The sequence below is a fragment of the Methylobacterium sp. WL12 genome (genome assembly GCF_008039475.1).
GTDB classification, from domain to species: domain Bacteria; phylum Pseudomonadota; class Alphaproteobacteria; order Rhizobiales; family Beijerinckiaceae; genus Methylobacterium; species Methylobacterium cerastii.
Genome location: NZ_VRUW01000013.1, coordinates 14,518 through 27,152, shown reverse-complemented (window position 1 = coordinate 27,152; position 12,635 = coordinate 14,518). Strand labels below are relative to the sequence as shown.

13 protein-coding genes and 1 pseudogene are annotated in these 12,635 nt (G+C 71.7%); 7 read left to right on the top strand and 7 right to left on the bottom strand.

Annotated elements, in window-relative coordinates; all coding sequences use genetic code 11:
* Positions 1-6 precede the first annotated feature (6 nt).
* Entirely contained in the window at positions 7-759 is a 753-nt protein-coding gene (locus FV226_RS07805) for a lysophospholipid acyltransferase family protein (protein WP_147762461.1), read from the bottom strand.
* Between the two features lie 443 nt (positions 760-1,202).
* Between FV226_RS07805 and FV226_RS07800 the strand changes: the two are divergent.
* From FV226_RS07800 to FV226_RS07790, 3 genes and pseudogenes are all read left to right on the top strand, one after another.
* A pseudogene (locus FV226_RS07800) lies at positions 1,203-1,673 on the top strand (VIT family protein); the annotation flags it as partial.
* 101 nt (positions 1,674-1,774) lie between these two features.
* Positions 1,775-2,218, top strand: a complete 444-nt coding sequence (locus FV226_RS07795; RefSeq protein WP_147750696.1) for a DMT family transporter — start codon at positions 1,775-1,777, stop codon at positions 2,216-2,218.
* Between the two features lie 76 nt (positions 2,219-2,294).
* Positions 2,295-3,215 carry a metallophosphoesterase gene (locus tag FV226_RS07790; protein WP_147762459.1) on the top strand — a complete coding sequence of 307 codons (921 nt, stop codon included), beginning with the start codon at positions 2,295-2,297 and terminating at the stop codon, positions 3,213-3,215.
* A gap of 50 nt (positions 3,216-3,265) precedes the next feature.
* Here the strand turns inward: FV226_RS07790 and FV226_RS27910 are convergent, their stop codons facing one another.
* A complete protein-coding gene (locus FV226_RS27910) occupies positions 3,266-3,427 on the bottom strand; it encodes a hypothetical protein (RefSeq protein ID WP_187273555.1) in 162 nt (53 codons plus the stop codon).
* Between the two features lie 572 nt (positions 3,428-3,999).
* On the bottom strand, positions 4,000-5,172 hold the full coding sequence (gene nhaA, locus FV226_RS07785; protein ID WP_147762497.1) for a Na+/H+ antiporter NhaA: 1,173 nt from the start codon (positions 5,170-5,172) through the stop codon (positions 4,000-4,002).
* A 143-nt stretch (positions 5,173-5,315) separates the two neighbouring features.
* Between nhaA and FV226_RS07780 the strand changes: the two genes are divergently transcribed.
* Positions 5,316-6,620 (top strand): MFS transporter, encoded by a 1,305-nt coding sequence (locus tag FV226_RS07780; protein WP_147762458.1) that lies wholly within the window; start codon positions 5,316-5,318, stop codon positions 6,618-6,620.
* Positions 6,621-6,687: 67 nt separating this feature from the next.
* Here the strand turns inward: FV226_RS07780 and FV226_RS07775 are convergent, their stop codons facing one another.
* Both FV226_RS07775 and FV226_RS07770 read right to left on the bottom strand, forming a co-directional pair.
* A complete protein-coding gene (locus tag FV226_RS07775; protein ID WP_147750693.1) occupies positions 6,688-7,239 on the bottom strand; it encodes a PAS domain-containing protein in 552 nt (183 codons plus the stop codon).
* A gap of 250 nt (positions 7,240-7,489) precedes the next feature.
* Positions 7,490-8,149: a TlpA disulfide reductase family protein gene (locus FV226_RS07770; protein WP_147762496.1), complete on the bottom strand. Its 660-nt coding sequence runs from the start codon at positions 8,147-8,149 to the stop codon at positions 7,490-7,492.
* Between the two features lie 107 nt (positions 8,150-8,256).
* Between FV226_RS07770 and argH the strand changes: the two genes are divergently transcribed.
* From argH to FV226_RS07755, 3 genes are all read left to right on the top strand, one after another.
* A complete protein-coding gene (argH, locus tag FV226_RS07765; protein WP_147762457.1) occupies positions 8,257-9,648 on the top strand; it encodes an argininosuccinate lyase in 1,392 nt (463 codons plus the stop codon).
* A 95-nt stretch (positions 9,649-9,743) separates the two neighbouring features.
* Entirely contained in the window at positions 9,744-10,028 is a 285-nt protein-coding gene (locus tag FV226_RS07760; protein ID WP_147752434.1) for a hypothetical protein, read from the top strand.
* Positions 10,029-10,185: 157 nt separating this feature from the next.
* The gene (locus tag FV226_RS07755) at positions 10,186-10,881 is read left to right on the top strand and encodes an invasion associated locus b family protein (protein WP_147752433.1); all 696 of its coding nucleotides are present in this window, start codon (positions 10,186-10,188) and stop codon (positions 10,879-10,881) included.
* 317 nt (positions 10,882-11,198) lie between these two features.
* Here the strand turns inward: FV226_RS07755 and FV226_RS07745 are convergent, their stop codons facing one another.
* Together FV226_RS07745 and FV226_RS07740 are read right to left on the bottom strand one after the other, a co-directional pair.
* Entirely contained in the window at positions 11,199-11,525 is a 327-nt protein-coding gene (locus tag FV226_RS07745; protein WP_238271128.1) for a hypothetical protein, read from the bottom strand.
* Positions 11,526-11,904: 379 nt separating this feature from the next.
* Positions 11,905-12,624, bottom strand: a complete 720-nt coding sequence (locus FV226_RS07740; RefSeq protein WP_238271130.1) for an HAD family hydrolase — start codon at positions 12,622-12,624, stop codon at positions 11,905-11,907.
* Positions 12,625-12,635: the final 11 nt, after the last annotated feature.

The window sequence follows — 12,635 nt, the reverse complement described above, 5'->3', positions numbered from 1 at the left end:
TCACCGTCATGCCGCCTCGGCGCGGGGCGCACGCCCGAGCCAGTTGTCCCCGACGCGGTCGAGCCGCCCGACGAGGGTGTAGGCCCGGTCGTGCACCCGGTTCATCTCGGCCTCCAGGCGGACGCGCAGGGCCTCGAACGTCTCCGGGTCGGGGTCGCGCGGCACGCGGATCGCCTCGCCGAAGACCACAGCGCCGCGGCCGAACGGCAGCCCGAGGCAGGCGCGGTCCCAGCTTCCGAAGCGGATGTGCCGGCTCGTCACCACCGCCACCGGCACGATCGGCCGGCCGGAGAAGCGCGCCAGGGTGAGGATGCCGGCGTCGGCCCGGCGCGAGATCTTGGGCACGTCGGCGCTGAAGGCGACGATCTCGCCGTTCTTCAGGGCCCGCATCATCGCGCGCAGCCCCTCGGCGCCGCCCTTGGCCTTGGCGTCCTTGACCACCCGGCCGCGGGCGCCGGAGGCACGGATCACCCGCACGCCCATCCGCTCCAGGGCGATGGTGTTGATGTTGCCGTCTGGGTTCTTCGAGATGATCGTGGCGACCCGGTCCACCGGCCTCCCGGCGAAGGACACCATGATGTGCTGGCCGTGCCACATCCCGGCGACGAAGGGGGACATCGCGTCGAGCCAGGGGTCGGCGTTCGCCGGCTCCACGGTGAAGCGGTTGGTTCGGCGCACCAGCGTGAGGTAGCTGGCGGCGAGCCGTCCGAGCGCCGCCTGCACGGCCGGATGCCGGATGATGCGCTTGCCGAGGCTCATGCGACCGCCTCGGGGGTGCCGCGCGAGGGCGCGCGGCGACGCGGCGTGCGGACGGCAGGAAGGGTCGGCATGGGGAACATGTCTCGCTTTCCAAGGCTCGGCCGGGTTCGCGCGATGGCGTGGCGGCCGGAGGGAGGCAAGGTCGCCGACCGGCCTGGCGACGGGTCGGGCGTTCGGACGCGACAACGGGACAGCGCCGTCCCGCGCAGCCCGGTGGCTCTCTAGACCCGTCGTCGCAGCCTGCGCAACCGAGACCCGGAGCGGTTCGGGCCGCTTGAGCCACGCCGCGTGTCCAAAGACACCGCGAAACCGCGCTCTTCCGGCTTGTTTGGATCGATTCCAATATGTAGATTGGAATCGATCCAGACAGGATGACGATCATGGAAGCGGTCCTCCACGGCGACACCGACGCAGCCGCACCCGGCGACGACACCCACCGCGCCTTCGTGCTGGCCTACGTGCAGCCGGGTCTCGCCGGGCTGATCGACGGATCGGTCTCGACGTTGGCGCCGATCTTCGCCGCCGCCTTCGCCACGCACAGCAACGGCGCGACCTTCCTCGTCGGGCTCGCGGCCTCCCTCGGGGCCGGGATCAGCATGGGCTTCACCGAGGCGCTCTCCGACGACGGGCGCATCACCGGGCGGGGCAGTCCGTGGATGCGCGGCCTCGTCTGCGGCGCGGCGACCGCGCTCGGGGGGCTTGGCCACACCCTGCCCTACACGATCCCGGGCCACTGGCCGAACGCCTTCGCGCTGGCCACCGGCCTCGCGGTGCTGGTGGTGGCGATCGAACTGGTGGTCATCGCCGCGATCCGCACCCGCTACATGGCGACCCCGTTCGGCCGGGCGGTGCTGCAGATCGTGCTCGGCGGCGCGCTGGTGCTGGCAGTGGGGGTGCTGATCGGCAGCGCGTGAGGCGGGTGCGCGCCCATTCCCCGCGATCGAGGCGCTCACCACTTCGTCGCAGGCTTCGGGATCGGCGAAACTGAGCCGTGCCGCCGCCGATACCTTGAGTCATGTGGTATCTTTACGGACTGACGATCCTCGCCGGGCTCGCGAATGCGGTCCAGCCGGGACAGAACGCGGCCCTGTCGAAGTCCTTCGGGCTTCCGGTCACGGCGGCGGTGGTGATCCTCTTCGTCAGCACCGGCTTCATGCTGCTGGGCGGCCTCGCCTTCGGCAAGCTCGGCGTGCCGAGCTGGCAGCAGATGGCCGAGGTGCCCTGGTGGGGCTGGCTCGGCGGCTGTCTCAGCGTCCTGCTGATCCTGGCCCAGCTCTATGCCGCCCCTTCCCTCGGGGCCGCGTCCTTCCTCGGGATCGTCGTGACGGTGGGCGTCGCCGCCTCGATCGTCCTCGACCATTACGGCTGGATCGGCTTCCAGGTCCATCCGGCGAGCCTGTGGCGTGTCCTCGGGGCGGGCCTGATGATCTTCGGCGTCGGCTTGGTGGCGCTGACCTGACGTCCGCCCCACGCCGGCCCCTCGGGCACGGCGCCTCGCTTGACGCGGCCGGCCCCAACCGCGATGCGATGGCCCGGTGTCCTTCCGCCTCGCCCACCTCACAGACCCGCATGTCGGCCCGCTGCCGCGGCCGCGCCTGCACCAGCTCTTCGGCAAGCGCGCGACGGGCTACGCGAACTGGCGCCGCGGGCGCTCGCGCAGCCACGACATGGAAACGCTGGCTGCCTTGGTCGCGGACCTGAGGCTGCAGGCGCCGGATCACGTCGCCTGCACCGGCGACCTGTGCAACATCGGCCTGCCGAGCGAGTGGGACACCGCGCGCATCTTCCTGGAGGCGCTCGGCACGCCGGAGGCGGTCAGCTTCGTGCCCGGCAACCACGACGCCTACGTGCGCGGCTCGCTCGAAGGGCTGCTCGCGGCCTGCGGCGCCTGGACCGCGGACGACGCCGGCGGAGGCGGCACGTTTCCGTACCTGCGCCGGCGCGGGCCGCTGGCGCTGGTCGGACTGTCGAGCGCGATCCCGACCGTGCCGTTCGTCGCCACCGGCCGACTCGGGCCACGCCAGATCGCGGCGGCCGAATCGTTGTTGCGGACGCTGGCGACAGACCCGTCGCGGCCGGCCCGCGTGGTGATGATCCATCATCCGCCCCATCCCGGCGGGGCGAGCCCGGGCCGCGACCTGCGCGACGCCGCCCTGTTCAGCGCGATGCTCGGCCGCGTCGGCGCCGACCTCGTCCTGCACGGGCACAACCACGTGGCGAGCGTCGCCCACCTGCCGGGACCGGACGGGCGGGCGATCCCGGTGGTCGGCGGCGCATCCGCCTCGGCCCGGCCCGGCGCGCATGCGGGCGGGCACGGCTCGGAAGCCGCGCGGCGGGCGGCCTACATCCTGTACGCGTTCTCGGAGAACGGGGGGCGCCACGTCGTGTCGGCGACGCAGCGTGGGATCGGAGCGGGCGGGACCGTGACGGACCTTGGCCCGCTGACGCTGGGCTGACGCTTCGATCGGGCGACCCGGTGCGCGAGGCGGCCGGGCCGACGCTCGGATCAGGCGGAGGCGGCGAGGAGCCCGGAGAGCCGACGGTCGCCGATGCTGGCCTCGTAGCGTTCGGCCTGGAGGCGCGTGAGGCCTGAGATCAAGGCAGTGGACCCGCGATAGACCGTATAGGTGCCGTCGTGGGTGGGCTTGACGCGAATCGTCTCGGGCATGGGGGCCATCCTGTGCTGCGTTGATCGTCTCGTGAGCCGTCGATCTGCTTCCGCGGTGATTCTCTCCTCGTGTATTGATGCTCGACGTTACCGCTTCGTCACCCTCGCGCAAGAGCAGCCAGGGGCGGATACCTAAGTAATTTTGGATACGATTGCGACGGCCCGCGCGCCTGGTGCTGCGCTGCGTCAGCGGCCGGATGGCTGCAACGAAAAAGCCCGTCGGCTTTCGCCGACGGGCCGGTGGCAGGGGCCACGTTCCCGGGTTCGAGGGTTGGTGTCCGGCGTTCGTCCCAGGGCGCTCAGGGCCGTGGGGTCGGGCGCCTAAAACCCTCCCGAAAACCTCTATCCCTGTCGGTGGACGCTCGGCGGATCGTCCTGGTCACCGGCACCGGTGTCGGCGGAATGGACGTGGGTCGGGCTTGCATGCATGGCAGACCTCCTCTTCGTCTCGATCCGGCGCCGGGGCCTCTGGAGAGGAAGCCGCGTCGCCATGAGGAGAGGCTAGACCCGTCCGGGCCGGACTGGCAAGGCCATTCTTTCGAATTCCGCAGCCGGCTCACGGCCGCCGGGATTCAGGCCCGCGCCGGGCCCCGCGGGGCGGCAGATCCAAGGATCGCGGCGCCCGCCAGCCCGGAGAGCAGGGAACCGACGAGAACCCCGAGCTTCACCTCCGTCTCGTGGGCGGCGTCGGTGAAGGCGAGCGCGCCGATGAACAGGCTCATGGTGAAGCCGATGCCGCAGAGCACCGCGACGCCGTAGACCTGGCGCCACGTCGCCCCGCCGGGCCGGTGCGCCAGCCCAAGGGAGACGGCGAGGCGCAGGGCGGCGAAGACGCCCACCTGCTTGCCGACGAACAGCCCGCCCGCGACGCCGAGCGTCACCGGGTCGAGGAGCGCCCCCGGGGACAGGCCGAGCAGGGGCACCCCGGCGTTGGCGAAGCCGAAGAGCGGCACGATCCCGAAGGCGACGAAGGGGGTGATCGCGTGCTCCAGCCGGTGCAGCGGCGAGGTCGCGTCCTCCGGCCGGCCCGGGCTCGGGCGGATCGGGATGGTCATCGCCAGGAGCACGCCGGCCACCGTGGCGTGGACCCCGGAGCGCAGCACCAGCACCCAGAGCACGAGGCCGAGCAACAGGTAGGGCGTGAGCGCGGCGACGCCGGCGCGGTTCAGGCCGACGAGGATCGCCAGCACCAAGGCGGCGAGGCCGAGCATCGTCGGGTCGAGGCCGCCGGTGTAGACCAGCGCGATAATCACCACGGCGCCGAGGTCGTCGACGATCGCCACCGCGCTGAGCAGGATCTTCAGCGACACCGGCACGCGCTTACCCAGCAGCGCCAGGACGCCCAGCGCGAAGGCGATGTCGGTGGCCGCCGGGATCGCCCAGCCCCGCGCCGTCCCGGTGCCCGCGTTGAAGGCGAGGTAGACAAGGGCCGGCACCGCCATGCCGCCGATCGCCGCGATGCCGGGCAGCGCCCGGTCGGGCCAGGTCCGCAGGCGGCCGTCCAGGGCCTCGCGCTTGATCTCCAGGCCGACGAGCAGAAAGAACACCGCCATCAGGCCGTCGTTGATCCAGTGCTGCACGCTCAACGGACCGAGCGGTGCGTGCAGCGCGTGGGCGTAGGTCTCGGCGAGGCCGGTGTTGGCGACGACGAGCGCGCAGGCGGCGGCCGCCATCAGCACGAGGCCTCCGGCCGCCTCGCTGGCGAGCGCGTTACGGATCGCGGAAAGGGGGCGCGGCTTCGTCATGGCGCCGGGGGTGCCCGGCTTTGCGCCCGCGGGCAACCCTTCGCACCCTCCCTCGCGCTCGCCTTCGCCCTCGCGGGCGACCCCGCCGGTGGCGATCCCGGCCCGGGCCGGCTATGCCAGAACGGATGACGCAAGGACGCGCGATGACCGCAACGACGACACCGGAGCATCCGGCCCTGCACCGAAAGGCGGTCGGCGCCGTGGTCCTCGGCAACGCGCTCGAATTCTACGACTTCACGCTCTACGTTTTCTTCGCCGTTCCGATCGGCGCGGCGTTCTTCCCCTCCGCCAACGCCACCGACAGCCTGCTCGCCTCGCTCGCCCTGTTCGGCATCGGCTACGTGATGCGGCCGATCGGCGGCATCGTCATCGGCGCCTTCGCCGACCGGGCGGGCCGAAAGCCCGCCATGCTCATCACCATCGCGCTGATGGCGGTCGGCATGCTGATGCTGGCGCTGGCGCCCTCTTACGCGACGCTGGGGGGTTGGGCGCAGGTCATCGTCATCGTCGGGCGGCTGATCCAGGGGCTCGCGCTGGGCGGCGAGGTCGGCCCCTCCACCGCCTACCTGCTGGAGGCGGCGCCGCCGAAGCACCGCGGCTTCGTGGCGAGCTGGCAGATCGCCAGCCAGGGCTGCGCCGCGCTGTTCGCCGGCGTCGTCGCCACCGCGCTCACGTTCTTCCTCGGCGAGGCGGCGATGGCGGAGTGGGGCTGGCGCATCATGTTCCTGCTCGGCGTCGGCGTCGTCCCGGTCGGCCTCGTCATCCGCAGCCACCTGCCCGAGACGGCGGGCGAGGGCGAAGACCCGGCGGCGGCGGCCTCCACCGGCGCGGTGGTGATGCGGCTGCTGCGCGAGCACGGGCGCCTGCTGCTCCTGACCTTCGTGGTCATCGCCGCCTCGACGGTCTCGAACGCCATCGGCACCAACATGCCGGTCTACGCCCGCGCCACCCTCGGCCTCACCGAGACCGTCTCGACCGCGGTGCCGATCGCACTCGGCCTCGCCTCGGTGGTGTTCCCGCTGCTGGGCGGCTGGCTCGCCGACCGCTTCGGCCGGCGGCCGGTGCTGGTCTGGCCCCGCGCCGCGATCGTGGTGCTGGCCGTGCCCACCTTCTGGTGGCTGGCGCAGTCGCCGACCGCGGCCTCGGTCTACGCGGTGACGTTCCTGATGTCGGCCCTGTCCTCGATCAACGCGGCGGCAATCATCGTCGCGATCCCCGAATCGCTGCCGCGGGCGGTGCGCAGCGCCGGGCTGTCGATCGTCTACGCCTTCTCGGTGTCGATCTTCGGCGGCAGCACGAACTACGTCGTCAACAAGCTGATTGCGATCACCAGCGACCCGCTGGCGCCCGCCTACTACCTCGTCGGCTTCAGCGTGCTCGGCACGATCGCCGCCTGGATGATGCACGAGACCCGCGGGCGCGACCTCGACGCCGACACGGAGGCGTAAGGAGACCGCGGCGCGGACAAGACCATTTTCCTGACGCGCACCGGCATCCGCCGCGGGCGATAAACGCTCAGTGCAGGTTCGAGCCGTCCTGCGCGGTCTCGGATACGCGTGCGAGCTCGCGCCCGATCTCGTGCAGCGCGACCTCGACCGCCGCCAAGGCGCAGGTGCCGCCGTCCTGCATGATCAGCGCGTGCGCCGTGATCAGGTGGTCGGCGACCAGCTCCAGGACCGAGCGCGGCTCGGATTCCGCCACCGGCGACGGACGGCTGAAGCGACCGAGCGCACCGCTCGCGGTGCCCTTCGGCGGGGGGGCCGCGAGCAGGCTGATCGAGCCGAGGAATCCGAGGAAGGTCCGCTCCGGCGGCCCGAAGGACGGCACCGCGCCGGCCGCGACCCAGATCGCCCGCCCGTCCGGCGAGAGCAGGCGGTAGCGCACGGTGAACTCGCTCCGCGCGACGGTCGCCTCGGCCACCACGGTGCCCACGATCGCGAGGTCGTCCGGATGGATGACCTTGCTCCAGCCACGTTGGGAGACGTCTTCAAGCTGTTGACCAGTCAGAACCGTCCATTCCTGACTGAGATAGACCATCTTTCCTACGGCATCCGTGACGAAGATCATGGCCCAACCTCGGCTATAGCCAGGCTATGCCGCAGACTTACGCGTCAGGCAATCGGACATCGCTGCGATTCGTCTGCCGGACCCGGACTTCGCGTCTCGTTCCAAGGTGTTATGGACGTCGGCAGGGCGCGTGGACATCGGTGCCTGCGAACGTGGTCACCGGTTCCTCGACCGGTTCGGGACGTGACGCCAGGTTCCGGACATGCCGCCGTGTGCAGAACATGCCGCCGGGTTCAGGGCGTGGACCGGTTCATGACGTGCGGCCGAGCGCGGCGCGGATCAGCGCCAGCCCGTCCGGGCTCGACCATTCGGCCGGCCCCTTCATCACTCCGATCGTGCAGCCGGCGGGGTCGACGAGCAGCGTCGTCGGCAGGCCGGGCGAGCCGGTGTCGCGCTGCACCGCCGGCAGGACGCGCCCGCCCGGGTCGGCATAGTAGGCCAGGCGCGCGATGCCGTTGTCCCGCATCCAGACCGGCGGCTTGTCGAGGTTGCGCGTATCGAGGTTGATCGCGACGACGGCGAAGTCCTTGCCCCCGAGGGCGGCCTCGAGCCGGTCGAGGGCCGGCATCTCGGCCTTGCACGGCGCGCACCACGTCGCCCACAGGTTCACGAGGACGAGACGGCCGCGGAAGTCCGAAAGCCGCACGTCCGCCTGGGCTCCTTCGCCCCCCACCTCCTTGCCCGGGCCCTTGAACGCGATGTCCGGCGCCTGTCGCGCCTTCTCGGGCGCCTGCATCGCCGCCACGTCGCCGCGGGCGGCGGCGTCGACCCGCGCCACGGCGGCGGCCGAGGCGGCGCAGGGCGCCGGGGCGTTGCCCGGCCCCGCACCGGTCCCGTATAGGGCGAGGCCGGCGGCCAACGCGGTGACGAGGCCGGCGCCGACCGCGGCGCCCATCAATCGTCCAGGCATCATCGTTGCGTCCCTAAGAGCATTTCGAGCGCGGTGGATGCCGGCTCGCGTCAAGGAAATGCCACCACACGAAACGCTCTTGCGCGAGCGGAAGGATCGGGAAGACCATGAGCAACCGGATGTGGGGCGGACGCTTCGCGAGCGGCCCCGCCGAGATCATGGAGGAGATCAACGCCTCCATCGGATTCGACAAGCGCCTCGCGCCCCAGGACATCCGCGGCTCGCTGGCGCACGTCGCGATGCTGGGCGCCCAAGGCATCCTGCCGGCCGACGATGTGGCGGCCATTCAAGACGGACTCAAGGCGGTCCAGTCCGAGATCGAGGCCGGCACCTTCGTGTTCCGGCGTGAGCTCGAGGACATCCACATGTCGGTGGAGAGCCGGCTCACCGAGATCGTCGGCCCGTCGGCCGGGCGCCTGCACACCGCGCGCTCGCGCAACGACCAGGTCGCCACCGATATGAAGCTGTGGGTGCGCGACACCCTCGACAACCTCGACGCGCAGGCCGCCGGGCTGCAGCAGGCGCTGGCCGAGAAGGCGTTGGCGCATGCCGGCACCGTGATGCCGGGATTCACCCACCTGCAATCGGCCCAGCCGGTCACCTTCGGGCACCATTGCCTCGCCTACGTCGAGATGCTGGCGCGCGACCGCGGCCGCTTCCGCGACGCGCGCGCCCGGCTCAACGAGTGCCCGCTGGGGGCCGCCGCCCTCGCCGGCACCTCGTTCCCGATCGACCGGCACGCCACGGCCGCGGCGCTGGGCTTCGACCGCCCGACGGCGAACTCGCTCGACTCCGTCGCCGACCGCGACTTCGCCCTGGAATCGCTCTCGGCCGCCTCGATCTGCGCGATCCACCTGTCGCGCTTCGCCGAGGAGCTGGTGGTGTGGACCTCGGCGCAGTTCGACTTCGTCAGGCTGTCGGACGGCTATACCACCGGCTCCTCGATCATGCCGCAGAAGCGCAACCCCGACGCGGCGGAGCTGGTGCGGGCCAAGAGCGGGCGCATCGTCGGCGCCCTGATGGGCTTGCTCACCGTGATGAAGGGCCTGCCGCTGGCCTATTCGAAGGACATGCAGGAGGACAAAGAAGGCACCTTCGACGCGCTGCAGGCGCTGTCGCTGTGCCTTGCCGCGATGACCGGCATGGTCCGCGACCTCGAGCCGAACGCGGGCGTGCTCGCCCGCGCCGCCGGCTCCGGCTACAGCACCGCGACGGACCTCGCCGACTGGCTGGTGCGGGAGCTCGGCCTGCCGTTCCGGCAGGCGCACCACGTCACCGGCCGCCTCGTCGGCGTCGCCTCGGGCAAGGGCGTCGGGCTGGAGGCGCTGTCGCTGCCCGAGATGCAGGAGGCCGAGCCGCGGATCACGCAAGCCGTCTACGCGGTGCTGGGCGTCGAGAACTCGGTGGCGAGCCGGGTCAGCTTCGGCGGCACCGCGCCGGCCAACGTCCGCGCGCAGGCCGAGGGCTGGCTCGCACGGCTCGCGGAGCCGGTTGCCTGAAAATGGTGCAGAGCAACCGAAAGCCGGGTTCGTGCGTTCACGGTCCAGCTAGGTAAGCTCTGCTACACCGGCGCGAGCGCATCGGAGACCGCAGCATGCCCGTCGAGAGTTGGACGAAGCCGGAGGAGACTCCGGCGCTCGCCGCCACCGCCACCGCGATGATCGATGCGGCGCTCGTCGGCTCCGGCCTGTCGCGCGACGCCTACTGGGCCGCCGTGCGCAAGGGCTACAACACGCCCTACAACGATCCGCAGCCCAAACCCGCGCCTGCCCCGACTGCGCCGCCCCCCCCGGTGCGGATCGACCTCGACGAGGTTCCGGCTCTGCCGGTGGCGGCGATGGCGGCCCAGAACGCCGCCACCGAGATCCACGCCGGCTGACGGCGGCAGGTCGCCGGCATGCAGGTCGCCGGCATGCAGGTCGCCGCCATCTTGCCCAACCGTCGCCCAAGCTTCATGACTTCCTGAGGCCGGTGCCGGCTTCGCACCGGCCGAGGCTTCGGCGTGCGGGCCGCGCCGACACGCTGACCGGGACGTGATGATGCGATTTGCCCTTTGCCTGCTTCCGTTCGGCGCCCTCGCGCTGGCGGCCCTCCTGCCTGCCGGCGGTGGCCGGACCCTCGGGATCGCCTCCGCCTCCGCGCAGGAGGCCGAAGCCCCCGAGGCAGCCACGCCGAGCCGCCGCCGTCGAGGCGGCCGCGATCGGACGGCCAAGGCGACGCCGGGCAAGGCTGCGCCGACGCCGCCCGGCATGCAGCAGGCGACGCCGGTGGCGATCTTCGGCGATTGGAACGTGTTCGCCAGCGGCCAGGGAAGGACCCGCCTGTGCTATGCGATCGCGCAGCCGCAGACCCGCTCGCCCGCCACTCTCAAGCGCGACACCGCCTACCTCTTCGTCACCGTGCGCAAGGGCGAGAACGTCCAGAACGAGATCGCGGTGATGCTGGGCTTTCCCTCCAAGCCCGCCGCGGCGCAGGCCAAGCCCGGTGCGGCAGCCGCCCCCACCGACCCGGCGATCACCCTGGGCAGCGCCCGCTACGGGCTCGTGGTCAAGGACGGCAACGCCTGGCTGCAGAACCCTTCCGAGGAAACCCGCGTCGTCACCGAGATGAGCGGCCGGGTGCCCAAGCTCCTGGTCAAGACCGTCTCGATGCGCGGCAAGCCGACCAGCGACGAGTACGCGCTGGCCGGCTTCGGCGAGGCGATGAAGCGCACGCGCGAGGAGTGCAAGTAGGAGCGGGACCCGGCTTGCCGGCGCCCGTGCCGTCATGCCTGCCTGATCCCGGTGCGTCGGGTGCGGCCCCCCTCTCCCCGCGGGCGGGGAGAGGCCTGCAGGCACCTCGTCGTGCCTGCAGGAAGCGGAGGCGAAGCCGAAGCGGCGGTGAGGGGGAGTCGACGAAGGAGGCTCGTCTGTCGATTCCCCCTCACCGCCGGCTGCCGCATCGCTTCGCCGACGAAGACGTCGGAAGATCTCTCTCCCCGCGTGCGGGGTGAGGGGTGCGCGGCAACCTCAAGGATCGCGTGTCTTCGGGGGTGAAAAAACCCGGTCCCTTAGACGGCGGCCAGCCTCCCGCCGCCCTGCCCTAACCCCGCCGCCGTCCGCGTGGTGCGGGCCCGGAAGCGCTCGCGGGCGGCGCGGGCTGCCTGCTCGGTGCTGCGGAAGACCGTGCCGTCGAGGTCGTCGAAGGCACGGGCCGAGGAGAAGAAGCGCACGCCGCCGGGCTCAGGTACGGCGATGCCGGCGGCGATCTCGCCGACTTCGATGATCCGGGTCGGCGGCGGCTCCGCGTGCAGGCGGTTGCGGGCGCGTTGGGCCAAATGGTCGGCGAAAAGATCGTGCGGCGGCGCGGCCTGCGCGGCCGGATGAAGCTGAGGCATGGAATTCTCCCGGGGCCGTTCGTGGGCCGGCGTTGCAGGGCGGTCGGATCGTCCGTCGGCGCGTGCGTCAGCCGCGACAGCGACGGCGGGGCATCGCACCCTGCAGGGGGAGAGCGGACTTCGAAGCGTATCGGATCACGAAAAAGCCCTCCTGACGATGAAGGACCGCCGGACGGCGTTGTCCGGCAGTGCTTTAGCGTTTGATGACGCGGCGCAAGCGAGGCTCTTCAAATCACCGCGGCCGGCGATGCTTGGCATCGCCCTGCCTGACTAAGATGGACATTGCAGGCCTCCGCGTCAAAGGAAGCCGTTTCCGTTTTTCCGAAGGTTTCGGGCAAAAAACGCGCGTCGCCGCCCGCACCGGCAGCCCGATCCTGCCTCAGGCCTGCGCGGAGGTCGCAGCAAGGGTCTCGGCCGGAAGCGCGGCCAGGAGCGCGGAGAGGTCGCGGTGGTCGCGGTAGACCCGGGCGGCGCCGGCCGCCAGCAGGTCGGCGCCGTCGCGGTCGTGGCCCCAATGGCCGCCGCCGGCGAAGCCCAGCACCCGCATCCCGGCGGCCCGCGCTGCGGTGACGCCGGGCACGCTGTCCTCGATGACCAGGCAGGCGTCGGGGGAGAACCCCATCCGCGCGGCGGCGTGCAGGAACAGGTCGGGGAACGGCTTTCCGCGGGCGACCTCGACAGCCGAGTAGATCCGCCCCTCGAACAGCGGCAGCAGGCCGGTGAGGCCGAGCGAGTGGCGCAGCCGCACGGGATCGCTGCTCGAGGCGACGCAGGTCGGCAGCGACAGGGCCGCGACGGCGTCGGCGATCCCGGCCATGGCCTGTAGCTCCGCGTCGAAGATCGCCAGGGTCTCGGCCTTCACCGCCGCGACGAAGCCCTCGGGAGCCGTCACGCCGTAGTCGCGTTCGACGTGGCCCATGATCGAGGTCATGGAGGTGCCGGCGAAGCGCGCCCGCACGGTCTCGACGTCGATGGCGACGCCGATGCGGTTGAGCCCGGCGGTGAGGCAGGCGAGGCTCAGGGGCTCGCTGTCGACCAGAACGCCGTCGCAATCGAAGATCACGAGGGCCGGCGCCGGGGCCTGTAGGCTTATGCTCACGGAAGGTCGGT